13 protein-coding genes, 1 tRNA gene and 1 pseudogene are annotated in these 16,504 nt (G+C 66.5%); 8 read left to right on the forward strand and 7 right to left on the reverse strand.

Annotated features, from left to right (window positions below):
- Nucleotides 1-364: 364 nt before the first annotated feature.
- Together AC2W7K_RS15725 and AC2W7K_RS15730 are read left to right on the forward strand one after the other, a co-directional pair.
- On the forward strand, nt 365-592 hold the full coding sequence (locus tag AC2W7K_RS15725) for a hypothetical protein (protein ID WP_344249637.1): 228 nt from the start codon (nt 365-367) through the stop codon (nt 590-592).
- Between the two features lie 156 nt (nt 593-748).
- Nucleotides 749-821 (forward strand) — tRNA-Ala (locus AC2W7K_RS15730).
- 424 nt (nt 822-1,245) lie between these two features.
- Here AC2W7K_RS15730 and AC2W7K_RS15735 read toward each other — a convergent pair.
- Nucleotides 1,246-1,773: pseudogene (locus tag AC2W7K_RS15735) on the reverse strand (DDE-type integrase/transposase/recombinase); the annotation flags it as partial.
- A gap of 366 nt (nt 1,774-2,139) precedes the next feature.
- Between AC2W7K_RS15735 and AC2W7K_RS15740 the strand changes: the two are divergent.
- Nucleotides 2,140-3,024, forward strand: coding sequence for a HamA C-terminal domain-containing protein (locus AC2W7K_RS15740; RefSeq protein WP_344249639.1), 885 nt, complete (start codon nt 2,140-2,142; stop codon nt 3,022-3,024).
- On the forward strand, nt 3,000-5,141 hold the full coding sequence (locus tag AC2W7K_RS15745) for a DEAD/DEAH box helicase (RefSeq protein WP_344249641.1): 2,142 nt from the start codon (nt 3,000-3,002) through the stop codon (nt 5,139-5,141). The genes AC2W7K_RS15740 and AC2W7K_RS15745 overlap by 25 nt, the downstream gene beginning before the upstream one ends.
- 500 nt (nt 5,142-5,641) lie before the next feature.
- Here AC2W7K_RS15745 and AC2W7K_RS15750 read toward each other — a convergent pair whose 3' ends face one another.
- From AC2W7K_RS15750 to yczR, 4 genes are all read right to left on the reverse strand, one after another.
- Complete coding sequence (locus tag AC2W7K_RS15750) at nt 5,642-6,178, reverse strand: methylated-DNA--[protein]-cysteine S-methyltransferase (protein WP_344249643.1); 537 nt, start codon at nt 6,176-6,178, stop codon at nt 5,642-5,644.
- 90 nt (nt 6,179-6,268) lie between these two features.
- Nucleotides 6,269-7,723: a DNA-3-methyladenine glycosylase 2 family protein gene (locus AC2W7K_RS15755; protein ID WP_344249645.1), complete on the reverse strand. Its 1,455-nt coding sequence runs from the start codon at nt 7,721-7,723 to the stop codon at nt 6,269-6,271.
- 32 nt (nt 7,724-7,755) lie between these two features.
- Nucleotides 7,756-8,712, reverse strand: a complete 957-nt coding sequence (locus AC2W7K_RS15760; protein WP_344249647.1) for an arsenic resistance protein — start codon at nt 8,710-8,712, stop codon at nt 7,756-7,758.
- Nucleotides 8,709-10,160 (reverse strand): MocR-like transcription factor YczR, encoded by a 1,452-nt coding sequence (gene yczR, locus AC2W7K_RS15765; protein ID WP_344249649.1) that lies wholly within the window; start codon nt 10,158-10,160, stop codon nt 8,709-8,711. Before yczR ends, AC2W7K_RS15760 begins: the two co-directional genes overlap by 4 nt.
- A 112-nt stretch (nt 10,161-10,272) precedes the next feature.
- On the opposite strand from yczR, the gene yczE reads away from it, so the two are divergent.
- Nucleotides 10,273-10,944, forward strand: coding sequence for a membrane protein YczE (gene yczE, locus AC2W7K_RS15770; RefSeq protein WP_344249651.1), 672 nt, complete (start codon nt 10,273-10,275; stop codon nt 10,942-10,944).
- Between the two features lie 152 nt (nt 10,945-11,096).
- Here the strand turns inward: yczE and AC2W7K_RS15775 are convergent, their stop codons facing one another.
- Nucleotides 11,097-12,470: a pyridoxal phosphate-dependent decarboxylase family protein gene (locus tag AC2W7K_RS15775; protein ID WP_486006381.1), complete on the reverse strand. Its 1,374-nt coding sequence runs from the start codon at nt 12,468-12,470 to the stop codon at nt 11,097-11,099.
- 276 nt (nt 12,471-12,746) lie between these two features.
- On the opposite strand from AC2W7K_RS15775, the gene AC2W7K_RS15780 reads away from it, so the two are divergent.
- The 3 genes from AC2W7K_RS15780 to AC2W7K_RS15790 are packed head-to-tail and all read left to right on the forward strand — an operon-like array spanning nt 12,747 to nt 16,011.
- Entirely contained in the window at nt 12,747-13,601 is an 855-nt protein-coding gene (locus AC2W7K_RS15780; RefSeq protein WP_344249654.1) for a TetR family transcriptional regulator, read from the forward strand.
- Nucleotides 13,598-14,509 carry a beta-keto acid cleavage family enzyme gene (locus AC2W7K_RS15785; protein WP_198498662.1) on the forward strand — a complete coding sequence of 304 codons (912 nt, stop codon included), beginning with the start codon at nt 13,598-13,600 and terminating at the stop codon, nt 14,507-14,509. Before AC2W7K_RS15780 ends, AC2W7K_RS15785 begins: the two co-directional genes overlap by 4 nt.
- A complete protein-coding gene (locus tag AC2W7K_RS15790; RefSeq protein WP_344249656.1) occupies nt 14,506-16,011 on the forward strand; it encodes a 3-hydroxyacyl-CoA dehydrogenase NAD-binding domain-containing protein in 1,506 nt (501 codons plus the stop codon). Before AC2W7K_RS15785 ends, AC2W7K_RS15790 begins: the two co-directional genes overlap by 4 nt.
- A gap of 1 nt (nt 16,012) precedes the next feature.
- Here AC2W7K_RS15790 and bioD read toward each other — a convergent pair whose 3' ends face one another.
- Complete coding sequence (gene bioD, locus AC2W7K_RS15795; protein ID WP_486006384.1) at nt 16,013-16,447, reverse strand: ATP-dependent dethiobiotin synthetase BioD; 435 nt, start codon at nt 16,445-16,447, stop codon at nt 16,013-16,015.
- Nucleotides 16,448-16,504: the final 57 nt, after the last annotated feature.

Consider the following 16,504-nt stretch of genomic DNA (forward strand, 5'->3'; position numbering starts at 1 on the left):
TCTTCCACCCCGTCTTTCCGGACTCCGACATCCGTCCGACGACGCTCGCTGCCTGCTCGGTCGGCGGACTGGGACTCGACGGCTGATCCTTCCAGCCTGACTCGTCTTCTTCCGCCGGCACTCTGAACGCCGGCGATTCCACTGCGCCTCGCGCATCGAACGCCCCCGTGGCCCTCACACCCGGACTGTGATCCTCACGTCCTCCCTGTGATCGTCACGCGGCACGGTGCCGGTGTCTCGGAATTCTGTTCAGCGAGCATTTCACCTCATTGCTTCTCGTGCATTGCCGCACGGTCGAACCAGTGAGTTTCACTCAACACTCTTCTGGGGATTCCCCCTGCCCGAAAACAATTGAGGACTAATCGTGTCGACAACATTTGCATTCACCTTTCCCAGACGGGTCGCCCTGTCCGCGGGTCTGCGCCTGGTCCGGTGGGCTCGGCGTCCGCACGTCGCGTCAGCCGCGGTCACGCAGCGCGACGTCGACCGTCGCATCGCCGAGGTCAGCAGACTGGCCGCCCGGGAGGAACTGGCCCGGCGCCGCGAACGCGACATCGCGCGCTACCTCTGGCACGTCCGCCCGTTCGTCTGAGCGGTCCCGGGCCCGCGGCAGGTCGGACCCTGGTCGCGGGCCCGGTGTCACAGCCTGCCATCGGCGTCACCAGCGCCTTTCCGCGGGATGTGCCGAGCGTCACGCACCGCCGATTTGGCGCACAGCCCGCGCCTGAGTAATATTGATCAGGCAAGCGGGGGTATGGCGCAGTTGGTAGCGCGTCTCCATGGCATGGAGAAGGTCAGGGGTTCGAATCCCCTTACCTCCACCGCTGTGATGTGTCGCGACATCGTTCCTACGATGTCGCGGCACATTTCTCTTTTCTGACCCGGGTATGTCTCACGGCATCGTTCCGGTCTCAGCCGTGGCTGATAGTTCTTCTGCGCATCGATGAGGTGTTCGACGATGATCTCACCAGCCCTGCGGTCGATGACCATCGTCTTCGCTCCGTGGATGAGGAGGATGACTCGGGTCCCGGCGTGGGCGCGACCGATCCCTAAGTACCACAGTCTGCCGGCGTAGCGGACTGAGACCTTCCCGTCGCGGTCGACGCGGTCATAGCGGATGCGCCAGACCTGGGAGTCGACCTCGATGACGGGTTCGGCTTTCGGGGTCGCGAAATACACCTCGGCGGGAGTGGACCGCCCGATCGCCCGGTGGGGTCTTAGCGTGTTGTAGACGTGGGTGAAGCGCTGCAGTTGAGTGTTCAGGTCGGCGAGGGTCTCGGCGGGTCCGGCCGCGGCCAGCCAGCGTTTGAGGGTCTGGTGGAAGCGTTCGATCTTGCCCTGCGTCGTCGGATGGTTCGGTGCCCCGTTGCGTTGGTCGATGTGCAGATCGGCCAGGAGCTGTTCGAACCCGTTGGGCTGCCGGGCCCGTCCGTCCTTTCCCTGCGCGAACCGGGTCGTGTAGACCATCCCGTTGTCGGTCAGTGTCGCCGCTGGCAGCCCGTGCTCGTCCATCGTGGTGATGAAGGTGTCGATGACGATGGGTCCGGTGACTCTCGGGTGGGCGCTGGTGTCGAGGAGTGTGCGGGAGTGGTCATCGAGCCAGGAGATGATCTCGACATCGGTGCCATCGGCCAGGGGCCAATGGGTGAAGTCGGATTGCCAGCATTCGTTAGGGGCCGCGGCTTGAAAGCGGTGCCAGGAGGAGCGGGGGCGTTTCTGGGGTTGGGCGGTGATCTGGTTGTGGCGTTTGAGGATCCGCCAGATCGTGGACACGCTGGGGCGGGTCTGTGGGGGCAGGTGGTCCCAGATGGGACTGCTGAAGGTTTGGTTGACTCCGGGGTTTATGCCGCCAGGGCCAAGACCTCAGTACGAGGCAAGCCGCTGACTGACCGCGAGTTGCGTTTGTAGTGGCGGCAACGTCGAGCGGCGATGCTGCTGGAGCCGATGGCTTGCGCTTGCCAGGCTGGGCCGGCATGTCGGCGCTGAATCTCGCGGTTGAGCGGCCCTGCCGCGATAGACTCAGCCCTAAACGATCGAACCAGCACGCGGTCGGCGATGTGCGCATGACCTCGAAGGAGAGAACCGATGAACGAAGTTTGCAACTATCGGGTTCGATCCTGAAGTTATCAGCTGATCGATATGACAAGCACCGGCTCAGTACCCGAGACCATTCTCGAACTCGTAGTTGAGCACACTGACGAGTTGTTGCCAACCTCTGTGTTTTGTGCAGGCTTCGAGGATGGAGCATGGCGTTCAGAGGACTTGAGCTACGATCTCATCGCTTGGGCAGCTGACTGGATTCTTCCCCCGGAAGAGCTAAGCGGGTATAACCACGCGAATGGCGTCGCTCTGCTCGGAAAAGCATTGAGTCGGGTGTACAAGACAATCGACTACGAGAAGCGAGGTGAGATTGGTGAGTTGCTTCTCCACATTATCCTGCGGAAGTTCTTCCTAAGTTCGAGACTGATTTCGAGAATCTATTTCAAGGATGCCGCGAACGATACAGTAAAAGGTTTCGACTGTGCCCACATTGTCGAGTCGTCTGACGGCTCCGAGATTGAGCTTTGGCTTGGGGAGTCCAAGCTCTATCAAGACAGTTACAGTGCAGCGACGGCAATCTATGACGAACTTAAGCTGCACCTGAGTCGGGACTATCTAAAGTACGAGTTCGCGGCCATTTCTGACAAGATTCCTCAAGATCATCCACAGCGGCAGAAGCTAACAAAACTCCTTGCGCGCGAAACATCTTTGGATCAAACCTTCAAGAGTGTCGTTGTCCCAATCTTCATTTCGTACGACAGCAACGCGGCGGGCAGCCATTTGGAGAGCACGGAAAAGTATATTTCTGACCTCCAAGCGGAAGTGCTAGCCAACTGGGACAGCCTGAGTGGGAGATATGGAAAGTGGACGCTTCCACGGAAAATCCGAGCGCACGTAATTTACTTTCCGATGAGTACTAAAGCTGCACTCACATCCGCATTCGATGGAAGGCTAAAGGCGTGGCAGTCAACTACCAAGATTTAGTCGACCGTCTACACGAAACAACTGAGGAGCCTTTCCACCTGATCGCGGATATCGCCTCATTCACCGCGTTGCATGGTGTCGGAGGCGAGAGTACTGAACTGGTCATACGTGCGCTGGAGTACTTCGATCGCGACGGGGATTATGGCGAGATGCTGCGGAGCCTGATGATCCAGCACGGGCTTTACCCCTACATCGTCGGCCATGAGGGTGGAGTCGCGCTCAGGGACGCGGTCGTGATGGAGATGAATCGGCCGAATGCTACTCAGGAGACGATTTTCCATCGCATCCAATCCCAGGTCTTCCATCGGCTAGTCGAGGGGGAGAATGTTATTCTCTCGGCTCCGACGAGCTTTGGGAAAAGCGTAGTAGTTGATGCGCTAATCGAGACTGGGAACTACAGTAATGTTGTCGTAATCGTTCCTACCATTGCGCTCCTGGATGAGACTCGACGCAGATTGTCTCGTTACGTCGGATACAAGATTATTACGCATCCAAATCAGGAATTCGGGGAGCGAAACATCTGTGTAATGACGCAGGAGAGACTTCTCGCAGTCCCTGTCCTTCCCAGCATCGACCTATTCTTCATCGACGAGTTCTATAAGCTTGCCGATGAGAAGGACGGTCTCTTGGATCAAAGATCTTCAATTCTCAACCAAGCTTTTCTAAGACTCGCCCGAACAGGAGCTCAGTTCTACTTTGCCGGTCCGGTCGTTGAAGGGTTGTCGGAACTGCTGCCTGAGAATTTTCGAGCTTCGTTCATTCGTACTAACTTCTCAACTGTCGCTGCCGACACTATACGGCTTGATGCCTCCAATGATGCCGAGCGCATTGCACGTACGGTGGAGCTGGTTGGTGTTGCGTGTGAACCGACCCTTGTCTACTGCCAATCACCCCAAAAGACGCGCAAGGTTCTTGAGGAACTCATCTCTGTTAGAAGCGAAAGAGCGCAGGATTCGCCGGGGTTGCCTGACGCGGCATCATGGATAGAGGAGAACTACCACCCTGATTGGATAGTGGCGAAAGCGCTTCGCCTCGGAATTGGAGTACATCACGGTAGGTTGCCTCGGTGGCTGGCTCAGCGCGTTGTCCAAGGATTTGAGTCGGGCGATCTCGATGTGTTGGTTTGTACCAACTCCCTTATAGAGGGCGTCAATACGCGCGCCAAGCGCATCATTATCCTCGATCGAAACATCGCGAACAGAGCCTATAATTACTTCACTTTTGCCAACATTAAAGGGCGCGTCGGACGCATGTTCAAACACTTCGTCGGGCAGATTTATCTCTTCCACGACGAGCCGCGCCGTGAACTACCCAATATTGATATTCCGGGGGTAACGCAGAGCGACTCTGCTCCGGGTTCGCTTCTCGTGCAGATCGAGGAAGACGACTGGAGCGAACAGACAAGAGAACGCCTGACGCCCGTACTGGAGGATGCAGGGCTCGGAATGGCAGTTCTGCGACAGGTCAGGGGTGTAGAACCAGAGTCGGTAGCCCAGCTCGCCAACCACTTGAGAGCGCTTCCAGTAGCCAGACTTCGGGGCCTTCAGTGGTCCACGTTGTATCCCAATTGGCAGGAACTGAGTCTCGCCTGTCAACTGATTTGGGACTTCATAGCGCCGGACTACCACGTAGGTCACGGAGCTTACAGTGCGAGCCAGCTTGCATTCAGAATCAACCAGGCGGCACTTGCTGAGGGCCGCATGAAAGATATCCTTGTGAGCTTCGTGGATGACTCAAATGATGGCCGCGGAACGGTAGACGACCGCATTGAGGCAGCGTTTGATTTCGTAAGGTACTGGCTCGACCACAACTTTCCTGCGTCCCTGCGCGCACTAGGTGTGATCTCCGGCGCAGTTTTAAGCGAGCGGGGTCTGGATGCTGGGTCTTTTGACGGTTTCGCTGCCCGAGTGGAAAGTATGTTCTCTGCGCCTCACCTCGCAACTATCGAGGAATATGGCCTCCCTCTTGAGGTGTCGCGACAGCTTCTTCGAAATGTTGGTGGCGCTCGGACGCTAGACGAGATGTTGAGTGCCATCGCCTCAGTCGCAACGCGAGACGTTTCGTCCTTGTCGGTCTTTGAGCGGTCACTGCTAGATGACTTCGTAGCGTCACTGTAACTGCGCGCTCCCTTGTCGGCAGCTCGGTACGGTCAAGCCACGGCTCTACGAATGTCCCTTGTGTGCGTCCAAACCGTCATCCGGTGGATGCCGAACCACCGACAGATGGAGACCACGCTCTCGCCGTTCGCACGGGCAGTTCGGATAGCGTCCACTTGAGTCTCTGTCAGGGGTGTTCTAGCTCGTCTCCTAGGGTTTGCTACGACTCCGGGCTCGTTCTCTGCGGCACCCGGCGGCTCGTCGCGAAGACCGAGTTTCGCCTGTTCCCACGCGGTGTCTCGCCGCTCGAACATCTGCCAGGAGTTCGGTTTGAGTCCACCCGCGTCCACCGCAAGGCGAAGGCCCCGGACGAATGAGTCCGGGGCCTTCGTCGTATGCCGCCTCAGCGTGGTATCTCGCTCGATCAAGGGGCAGTGCGGATGCGGGGCCGGGCACGCGCCCGTATCCGCGCTCCCGCTTGATGACGCGAAGAAGGCGAGATCGGCCGCCCGTGGCGATGTTCAGGGTCGGCTGAGCGCTGCACCGTGCTCGAGGTCGAGCAGCGTCTGCTTCCTCTCCTCGCCCCACGCATATCCGGTGAGCGCACCGCCGGCGCCGATGACCCGGTGGCAGGGGACGATGATGCTGATCGGGTTCTTCCCGTTGGCCGCCCCGACGGCACGCGCCGCGGTCGGGCGCTCGATCCATCCCGCGAGTTCGCCGTAGCCGGCGGTCTGACCGAAGGGAATCGTCGTCAGGGCCTCCCATACCTGCAGCTGGAAGTCGGTGCCGAGGGGGGCCAGCGGCAGGGTGAACTCTGTCCGCTCCCCCGCGAAGTACTCCCCCAGCTGCGCTCGCGTCGCGACGAGGACGTCGAGGTCGGGATCCTCAACCGGATCGGCGCCGGTGCGCACCGCGAGGCGGTCGAGGACCTCGGCGAATCCGTCGAGGTAGGCACCGGTGAGGCTGGTCCCGTCCGAGGTGAGCAGGATCTGCCCGACGGGTGAGTCGATGATCGAGTAGATGAGGACGTCGGTCCTCGGAGTCGTGAAGGTCATGGTCGTTCCTCTCAGTGGGATGGATGGTGTGGTCGACGGTGCCCTGCCGTCATGGCAGCGGGGTCGTCTGCGGTGAGGACTGCTCTGCGGTCAGGGACCCGGCGCGACTGATCGGGCGTGGAGGGCCCAGAGCAGATGGGTGAGATACGACCGCCACGGACGGGCCCGGTCGAGGTCGGGCAGCCCCCGCGCTCCGGCGTCGGCGGTGAGATCCTCGAGCGCCTTCCGCACCCCGAGGTCGGAGCCGAGGAGGACATCGGGATCGCCGAGGGCGCGCATCCGGATGTAGCCGACGCTCCACGGCCCGACGCCGGGCAGCGCGAGCAGTCTTGCCGCGGCCTCCTCCCGGTCGCAGCCGGGACCGAGGTCGATGTCGCGCCGTGCGAGCGCCTCGGCGAGGGTGCGCAGTGTGGCGATGCGCTTGGCCGGCAGCGCCCACGCGTCATCGGGCAGCTCCGCGATCGCCTCGGCGCTCGGGAACACCCGATCGACGGCACCCGTGCGCATCTCGGTGGGAAGCATCTCACCGGTGGACTCGACGAGGCGGGTGAGATGGGTCTGGGCGGCGCGGATCGAGATCTGCTGGCCGAGCACGGTGCGGACGGAGAGCTCGACCGGATCGCCGTGCCCCGGTGAGCGGATTCCCGGCACGAGGGCGGCAAGGTCGCTCAGCCCCGCCTCGGCGAGGGTCCCGTGGACGGCGGCGGGATCCGCGTCGAGATCGAGGATTCGGCGTGCCCGCGCCACTGCCGCCCCGAGGTCGCGGGTGTCGGCGAGGTGGAGGCGGCAGCTGACGAAGGCCCCGGTCCCGGCGGCGAGCGAGATCACGGCGGGCCCGTGGGCGAGTCGCAGCGACCGGGTGTAGCGCCCGTCCCCGACCTCTTCGATGCCCGGCACGCTACGGGCGGCGAGATAGGCGACGAGATGGTCGAAGTCGAACGGGGACCGGTACGCGAGCCGGACGACGAGGTCGTCGCCGCGCGGCACCCGCGAACCGGTGCGCAGCCGCCCGGGGGCCAGACCGTACGTGTCCCTGAACGTGTCGTTGAACTGACGGATGCTCGAGAATCCCGAGGCGAAGGCGATCTCGCTCATCGTCAGCGTCGTCGATTCGACGAGGGTGCGCGCGGTGCGGACCCGCTCGCTGCGGGCCAGCGCCAAGGGCCCGGCCCCGAGTTCGGCGTGGAGGACCCGGCCGAGCTGGCGGCTGCTGTAGCCGAGTGCCGCGGCCAGTCCCGAGACGCCCGACCGGTCGACGAGGCCGTCGCGGATGAGCCGCACCGCGCGTGCGCTGACATCGGCGCGGACATCCCAGTCGGGGGACCCGGGACTGACATCGGGTCGGCACCGCTTGCACGCCCGATAGCCGGCCTCGACGGCAGCGGCAGCGGTGGGATAGAACGTGACGTTCTCCCGCATCGGCGTGCGCGCCGGGCACGAGGGGCGGCAGAAGATCCGCGTCGTCGACACGGCGGTGAAGAACATGCCGTCGAAGCGCCGGTCGCGGCCGGCGACTGCCTGATAGCACTGATCCGTGGAGAGCATATGACCATTCTGCTCCCCTGCACGGTACGGTGCTAGCGGTTTTCGGACATCGCAGTGCGGGGAACGATCCGCGGCACGAGCCACACGAGGGCGACCATCGTGACGAGTTCGATGAGTGTCTGGGTGACGACGGCCGCGGTGCCCAGGCCGTCCGGATCGACAGCGCGGACGAGAGGCAGCATGACGAGCGAGTTCCTCGTCACTCCGGTGAAGATCAGGGCCCGCCGCTCCCCCGGCCCGGACAGACTCGTCCGGCCGACGAGCCAGCCGATGCCCGTCATCACCACGGCGAAGACGATGAAGGAAAGGGCCGCGGGACCGAGGTCGGAGAGATGGGGAAGGACGACGGCCGCCTCGGCGGCGGCGACGATCGCAAGGGTGAGGAGCATGAGCGGCGTCATCGCCGCGGTCGCTCCCGTGAGCACGCGCGCGGCCCCGGCCGACCGGGCTGCCGCGACCTGGAGGAGCGCCGCGGCGAGGAGCGGGACGATGATGAAGACGACGAGCGCCCAGAGGAAGGGGCCGGGGGTGAGGGCCGCGGTCGCGTCCTCGCCGAGGATGACCCGCAGCCACACCGGGAGCAGGAGGATCTGGGCGAGCATGAGGACGGGGGTGAGCGCGAGCAGCCTGTCCGCGGCCCCGCCGGCCAGCCCGGTGAAGACGATGACGTAGTCGATGCACGGGGTGAGCAGGACGATGAGCACCGGGACGACGACGGGGCCCGGCAGGGGCACAGCGAGGTGGATTCCCGCGACGACGAGAGGGACGACGAGGAAGTTGAGTCCGAGGACCGTGAGCGCGAAGCGCGGCCTTCCGAATGCGCGTGCCGCCCCGGGCAGCGGGATGGTGGCGAACGTCGAGAAGAGCAGCAAAACGAGCACTGGGGTGACGAGCTGTCCGGCGAGGTCCCCGGCACCGGGGATGAGGATGCCGGCGATGATGCCGACGGCCACGGCACCGAGGCAGCCGAGCGTCTGCCAGCCGGTCACGCGACGATCCGCGCACGTTCGTCGGGGAGGGGACCGGGCATCCGCAGGGCGTCCTCCCACGCCGCGGCCAGGCGCGGGGCGACCTCGGCCAGTTCCGCCTCGGCGACGGTGTAGGGCAGGCGGATCCACCGGTCGAGTCCGCCGATCGGGGCGAAGTTCGGACCCGATGCCAGGGTGACGCCGTGCGCCCGGGCGGCGGAGACGAGCGCCCCGGAGCGCTCCTCGGGGAGCCGCGCCCACAGCGCCATGCCGCCGTCGGGCACGGCGACCTGCCAACTCGGAAGGTGGGTGCGCACGTCGGCGACGAGGCGGTCACGGGCCGCGGCGAGCCGGGCTCGCATCTGCGCGACGAGCTCATCGTGGTTGCGCAGCAGTTCGACGGCGACGAGCTGCTCGAGGACGGGCGCCCCCAGGTCGAGGGTGAGGCGGACGGCGGCGGCTTCCTCCATCCGGGCGGCCGGCACCCGCATCCAGCCGACCCGCAGTCCGCCCCAGAAGATCTTGCTCGTGCTCCCCACGGCGATCGAATCGGGGGCGAACACCGACAGCGGCGTCTGTCCCGGCGTGCCGTTGAGGCCGAGCTCGACAAGCGACTCGTCGACGACGGGAACGACTCCGGATCTCCCGAGCTCCGCAGCCAGCGCTGCGCGGTCGGCATCGGGCAGGAGCGCCCCGGTGGGATTGTGGAAGTCGGGGATGAGGTAGGCGGCGCGCACGCGGTTCTCGCGCATCGTCTGTCCCATCGCCCTGACGTCCCAGCGGTGGCGGCCGTCGTCGTCGACCTCGAGCGGGTAGGCGACGATGCGGGCACCGGCGCCCTCGATCGTCGCGATCGCGTTCGGGTAGCTCGGGCTCTCGACGAGGACGCCGCCGGACCCGCCGAGCAGGGCGCGGATGCCGATCGCCGCGCCGCCCAGGGCGCCGGAGGTGATGAGGATGTCGTCGGGGCGGGTCGGCAGCCCGCGCTGCGTGTAGCGGTCGGCGACGAGTTCGCGCAGCGCCGGGATGCCCGAGGGATAGTAGCCGGTGCCCGGCAGATACGCGTGGACCTGCGAGACCGCGCGCTCATAGGCGTCGACGAGCCCGAGCGGTGCGACCGTGGCCGTGCACGTGAGATCGATCGAGCCCGCCGTCGGCTCCGTCGGGGAGAGCAGGTGGTCGATGCGACCGCCGGGCACCTCGGGAAGCTCGACGAGGCTGCCCGACCCCCGCCGCGTGCGGACGAACCCGAGTTCCCGCAGCCGGGCGTACGCCCGCGACGACGTCGTCCGGGACAGGTCGAGGGCGGTCGCGAGTTCGCGTTCGCTCGGCAGGCGGACGCCGACGGGGATGCGGCCATCGGAGACCGCGTGGGCGATCGCCCCGGCAAGCGACTCATAGGCCGGCGGCGCGAACGGGCCGGTGCCGATGATCCGGGCCAGCCGGCGGGCTCCCATCGCAGTCGTCATGGAACCACTTTGTCGCAATTGGCTATTTTCCGCAATGCCAATTCGCGTCATCATGGTCAGACACCGCACTCCCGTGCGGTCCTCCGCCGAAGACCGACCGAAAGTCCACGCCATGGCCTCGACTCCCCCACCGCGCCGCGAACTCGCCAACGTCGGACCGCTCCAGCAGCTGTCCGGAGGACGGCTCCCCCGCCGTCTCGTCCAGCTGCTCGTCGGCCTCTACCTCTACGGTGCGTCGATGGCGATGGTCGTCGTCGCCGGCCTCGGCATGATCCCGTGGGACGTGCTCCATTCGGGCATCCTCAGGCATGTTCCGCTGACGTTCGGCACGATCATCACGATCACCTCGGTGCTCGTCCTCCTCGCGTGGATCCCGCTCAGGCAGATGCCGGGCCTGGGCACGATGCTCAATGCCCTGCTCATCGGTCCGGCCCTCGACGTCACCCTGCTCTTCCTGCCGCGGCCCGAGGACCTGGGGTGGCGGATCGTCCTCCTCGTCTCCGGCGTCGTCCTCAACGGGGTCGCCTCGGCGATGTACATCGGCTCGCAGTTCGGTCCGGGGCCGCGCGATGGCCTGATGACGGGGCTCTCCCGGGTCACCGGACGCTCGATCCGGCTCGTGCGCACGCTCATCGAGGTCACCGTCGTCGCCGTCGGGTGGGCGCTCGGCGGGGTCATCGGGATCGGCACCGCGCTCTACGCGCTGAGCATCGGACCGATCACGCAGGCGCTCCTGCCTGTCTTCACCGTCGAGCTGCGGCCCCGCGGGACCGACCGGGCCTGATCGGGCCTGACGGCACAGGGCCCGGCACCACCGGGCCCGACAACGCCGGGCCTGACGACACTTCACCCGGAAAAACGTCGACTTCACCCTGAGAACGCCGACGGCGCCGCTCTCCCTGCATCGGGAGAGCGGCGCCGTCGGATGAGGCGGGCTCACTCCATGGTGTCGAGGATGTCGACGAGGTCGTCGAAGGTCGTGAGCGGATTGACGATCGCGAACCGCGCGTTCGGACGACCGTCGTGGGAGCTGGGGACGACGAAGGCCCTCTGCTCCTCGAGCAGCTTGTCCGACCAGGCGTCGTAGTCCTCGCGCTCCCAGCCGACGCGTTCGAAGACGACCACGGAGAGCTCGGGGTCGCGCACGAGGCGGAGGTTCGGCCGCTTCTTGATCTCCGTGCTGATCTGCCGGGCGAGATCGATCGAATAGCTGATCGCGTCGCGATAGGTCTGCGCACCGTAGGTCGCGAGCGAGAACCACAGGGGCAGGCCGCGCGGGCGGCGCGTGAGCTGGATGGCGTAGTCCGAGGGACTCCACTCATCGGACTCGGTGAGGGTGTCGAGGTACTCCGCCTTCTGCGTGTGGGCGCGCCGGCCGTTGCGGGGATCGCGGTAGATGAGCGCACACGCGTCGAAGGGAGCGAAGAGCCACTTGTGCGGGTCGACGATGACGGAGTCGGCCCGTTCGACACCGGCGAACTTGTGCTTGGCGAGCGGTGAGAGCATCGCGGCGAGCCCGTACGCGCCGTCGATGTGGAGCCAGAAGTCGAAGTCGTCCTTGAGCGCGGCGATTCCGGCGATGTCGTCGATCGTCCCGAAGTTCGTCGTCCCCGAGGTGGCGACGACGGCGATGACGGCATCGCCGTGCTCCTCGAGCGCCTCCCGGACGCCCTCGGGTCGGAGGATTCCGGACTCATCGGTGGGCACGGGGGCGATGTCGACGTCCATGACGTCGGCAGCGGACTTCACCGAGGAGTGCGCCTCGGCGCTGCAGACGATGACCCACCGGCCCGGTCGCGTGTCGCCGAGTTTCGCCTTCTGCGCCTCCCGGGCCGCGACGAGCGCGGAGAGGTTGCCGATCGTGCCGCCCTGGACGAACACCCCACCGGCGGTCTTCGGGAGGCCGAACTCCGAGGCGAGCCACGACAGCACCTCGTTCTCGGCGTGGACGACTCCGGCGCCTTCGAGCCACGACCCTCCGTAGAGGGCGCTGGCGGAGACGACGAGGTCGAAGGCCACGGCGGCCTTCGTCGGGGCGCTGGGGATGAAGGAGAGGTACTTCGGGTGGTCGGTCGTGATGCACGCGGGGGCGAAGATGTGTTCGAAGATCGCGAGTGCACGGGCCGATCCGAGGCCCTCCTCGCTGATCGTCGGCCCGGCCAGCCGCGTCAGCTCGGAGTCCTTCATCGGGTGGTCGAGCGGGGTGTCGACGGCGAGGGTGCGCCGCCGTGAGTAGTCGAGCACGAGGTTGACGAGATTGCGGGTCTCATCGGAGACGACGTGCATGCGGTCGTGGGGAGTGTCGGTCATCGGGGCCTCCGAGAGAAAGTGCGGGTGTTCATTCGTCCGAGGATATCGGTTCGCCGCGGGTTTCCCGACCCCGCCCAGGCCACGGGCCGCACCGCGGAGCGGTCGGCGGCATCCGCGTGACGGTCGGCGGCATCCGCGCGGCCCGCCGATCACCAACGACGGTGACCGCTGACCACACGCTGCTCTCCCGCTGCGCCCACGCCACCGGAATCGCAAACACTGATTGATCATCATATTTCCTTGCGATTGCCGCAGACGCTGTCGTAGGCTCGAGGCATGGCCACCAGCATCGCCGCCCGCGCCCGGGAGACCGTCGCCGGCAGCGGCCTGTCCCAGCGCAGCCTCGCCCGGGCGATCGGCATCGACGAGACCAAACTGTCGAAGTCGCTCTCGGGCCGGCGCAAGTTCACCGCCGAGGAGCTCCTCGGCCTCGCGACGGCGACCGGCGTGACCGTGCGGTGGCTGCTCGGCGACGAGTCGACGGTCTCGGCGGTCCCCGCCGGACTGCGCACCGCCTCGGCGCTCGACGAGGCCGATCAGTCCTCGCCGCGCCGTCTCATCGTCGAGACCGCCTGGGACCTCTTCGCCCGCCACGGCTACGATGCCGTCCGCATCGCCGACATCGCCGAGGCCGCCGGCGTCTCGAGCGCGGCCGTGCACTACCACTTCGCCGGAAAGTCGGAGCTCTTCGACGCCACCCTCGAGTTCTCCGTCAAGCTCGCCTTCGACCGTCAGGTCGCGTGGCTCGACGAGATCGTCTCGCCGCGCCGGCGCCTCGAGCGCCTCCTCGAACTCCAGTCGCCCATCGGCCCCGACGCGCGTCGGGAATGGTCGATCTGGATTCAGACGTGGAGTCGCCTCGCCGTCGAGGACCCGGCGGAGTCCGCGTATCCCGCCGGATACGACCGGTGGTCGCGGACGGTGCGCGCCACCCTCGAAGACGGTCAGGCCAGCGGCGTCTTCCGGCCCGGCGATGCGACGGAGATGACCGACGAGCTCACCTCCGTCGTCGACGGCCTCGGCATCAAAGTCGTCACCGGAATCATGGACGTGCCGACGTTCCGTCACCGCCTCGACCGCTACCTGCGGCGAGCGATCATCACCCCCGAACCTGATGAGGAGTCATCATGAATCGCAAAGTCATTCTCACCTGTGCCGTCACCGGTGCCGGCGATACCGCGGGCAAGAGCGAGCACGTGCCCGTCACCCCGGAGGAGATCGCCGCCGACGCGATCGCCGCCGCCCGGGCCGGCGCCTCGGTCGTCCACATCCACGTCCGCGATCTCGAGACCACGCTCGGCTCCCGGGAGGTCGCCTACTACCGCGAGGTCGTCCGCCTCATCCGCGCCTCCGACGTCGACCCCGTCATCAACCTCACCGCAGGCATGGGCGGCGACCTCGTCATCGACCCCCAGGATCCGACGACGCAGATGCCGGGCACCGACCTCGTCAACGCCCTCGAGCGCCTCCCCCACGTCGAGGAGCTCCTGCCGGAGATCTGCACGCTCGACTGCGGATCCCTCAACTTCGGCGAGGGGTCGAACATCTACGTCTCGACCCCGGACATGCTGCGCGAGGGGTCGAAGAAGATCCAGACCCTGGGGGTGCGACCCGAACTCGAGATCTTCGACACCGGCAACCTGTGGTTCGCCAACGTCCTCGTCGAAGAGGGGCTCATCGACCCGCCGCCGCTCTACCAGCTGTGCATGGGCATCCCCTACGGCGCCCCCGTCGACGCCGGTCTCCTCCAGGCCATGGTCCACCTCCTGCCCAAGGGCGCGGAGTTCACCTCGTTCGCGATCGGCCGCAACCAGCTGCCGTGGGTCGCGCAGTCGGTGCTCGCCGGCGGCCACGCCCGCGTCGGCCTCGAGGACAACCTCTACATCTCCAAGGGGGTCAAGGCGACGAACGCCGGCCTGACCGACCGCGCCGTGTCGATCATCGAGGACCTCGGCGCCGAGGTGGCCACCCCCGACGAAGCCCGCGAGATCCTCGATCTGCGCGTGCAGACCGCCACCGCGATGGGAGCCGACCTGTGACCGCACCTTCCTCCTTCCCCGCCCCCGAGTCCGTGCGGACGATCACCTGCATCGGCGCGGGAACGATCGGCGGCGGCTGGGCAGCGTACTTCCTCGCCCGCGGGTACACGGTCAAGGTCTGGGACCCCGATCCCACGGCCGGTGAGCGCCTCACCCGCCTCATCGACGCCGCCTGGCCCGCCCTCGCCGAACTCGACATGGTCCCCGGTGCCGACCGCACCGCCTGGACGATCCACACCGACCTCGCCGAGGCGCTGGACGGCACCGATTTCGTCCAGGAGTCCGCGCCGGAGAACCTCGACCTCAAGCGCCGCCTCTTCGCCGACATCGACGTGCTCACCCCCGCCTCGGTGATCATCGGGTCATCGACGTCGGGGTACTCGATGACGGAGATGGCCACCGAGGTGACCCGCCCCGAGCGCTTCGTCGTCGGGCACCCGTTCAACCCGCCCTACCTCATCCCCCTCGTCGAGGTCGTCGGCGGCGAGGCCACCGACCCGGCCGCCGTGGACTGGGCCGCGGACTTCTACGCCCGCATCGGGAAGTCCGTCATCCGCATGGACCGCGAGGTCCCCGGGTTCATCGCCAACCGCCTCCAGGAGGCGCAGTGGCGCGAGGCCCTGCACATGGTCGAGACGGGCGAGGCCACCGTCGAGCAGATCGACCGGTCGATCACAGACGGTCCGGGCCTGCGCTGGCCGTTCCAGGGGCCGATGCTCACCTTCCACCTCGCCGGGGGTGAGGGCGGCATGGCCCACATGCTCGACCACTTCGGTCCCTCGCTGAAGTCTCCGTGGACGCGACTCGACGCCCCCGAGCTGACGCCTGCGCTGCGCGATGCCGTCGTCGTCGGCTGTGAGGACGAGAGTGCGGGGCGCTCGATCGCCGACCTCGTCTCCGCCCGCGATGCCGGCATCGTCGCCCTGCGCAGGCTCACCGCCGACCTCGCCTCGGGCGGGAGTGCCACTGCTGCGGCGACCCCGGCTGCGACTCAGCCTGACGCCGCCGCGACAGACGATGGCGCCGGCCCAGGCGCTGCCGACCCGGACGCGTCCGGCACCGGGCGTCGACTCAGCGAGTACCGCACCGCTGTCCGGGAGGAGTGGATCGACTACAACGGGCACCTCTCCGAGGCGTTCTACGTCCTCGTCTTCGGGTTCGCCACCGATGCGATCATGGACGAGCTCGGCCTCGATGCGGCGTATCGGGAGGCCACCGGATGCTCCCTCTACACGGTGGAGTCCCACGTCCGGTACCTCGACGAGGTCTCGCTCGGGTCGACGCTCATCGTCCGTCCGCAGCTCGTCGCCGCCGGGGCGAAGAAGCTCCATCTCGCCTACGAGATGATCGTCGACGGCCGCGTCGTCGCGACCGAGGAGATCCTCGCCCTCCACGTCGATCAGACCGCGGATGCCGTCACGGAGTTCCCCGCGGAGATCGCAGCAACGATCGCCGAGGTGGCCCGCAGCACCCCTGAATGGTCCGGTCGCCGCGTGGGCTGAGTCAGGCGAGGCTCGTCCAGCTGCCTGCCGCGGCGCGGAAGGCGGCTGGGCGCAGCTGTCCGGCGCCGGCGGGGACGGCGCCGAGCACCGGAGCGCTGTCGCCGAGGCGGCGACGGTTGTCGACGGCGACCGGAGCGGGATCGGTGGGCCACGAGCCGAGGACGATTCCGCCGATGGGAAGCCCGCGGGCCCGCAGGGCCTCACAGGTCAGTGCCGTGTGGTTGAGGGTTCCGAGGCCCGCCCGGCTGACGATGACGAATTCGACCCGGACCGCGGGATCGAGCTCGATGAGCGCGGAAGCGATGTCGGCCAGCGTGTGACCGTCGCCGAAGTCGACGAGGAGACCCCCGGCCCCCTCGACGATGACCGCGGCGGGGTCGGCCGTATCCCGACCGCACGCGAGGATCGCCTCGGCGTGGTCACGGGGCGTCGGCAGCGAGACTCCGGCCGCAACGGCGCGCGCCGTGCAGTCGCATCGTCAGTCTCGACCGGC

Source organism: Brevibacterium sp. LAARM2_SD2, assembly GCF_057364785.1.

What these genes read in the sequence shown, in the direction of transcription:
- AC2W7K_RS15785 (WP_198498662.1), top strand. Translation starts at nt 13,598, where the DNA reads ATGAATCGCAAAGTCATTCTCACCTGTGCCGTCACCGGTGCCGGCGAT.
- yczE (WP_344249651.1), top strand. Translation starts at nt 10,273, where the DNA reads ATGGCCTCGACTCCCCCACCGCGCCGCGAACTCGCCAACGTCGGACCG.
- AC2W7K_RS15750 (WP_344249643.1), bottom strand. Translation starts at nt 6,178, where the DNA reads ATGACCTTCACGACTCCGAGGACCGACGTCCTCATCTACTCGATCATC.
- AC2W7K_RS15780 (WP_344249654.1), top strand. Translation starts at nt 12,747, where the DNA reads ATGGCCACCAGCATCGCCGCCCGCGCCCGGGAGACCGTCGCCGGCAGC.
- AC2W7K_RS15740 (WP_344249639.1), top strand. Translation starts at nt 2,140, where the DNA reads ATGACAAGCACCGGCTCAGTACCCGAGACCATTCTCGAACTCGTAGTT.
- yczR (WP_344249649.1), bottom strand. Translation starts at nt 10,160, where the DNA reads ATGACGACTGCGATGGGAGCCCGCCGGCTGGCCCGGATCATCGGCACC.
- AC2W7K_RS15775 (WP_486006381.1), bottom strand. Translation starts at nt 12,470, where the DNA reads ATGACCGACACTCCCCACGACCGCATGCACGTCGTCTCCGATGAGACC.
- AC2W7K_RS15755 (WP_344249645.1), bottom strand. Translation starts at nt 7,723, where the DNA reads ATGCTCTCCACGGATCAGTGCTATCAGGCAGTCGCCGGCCGCGACCGG.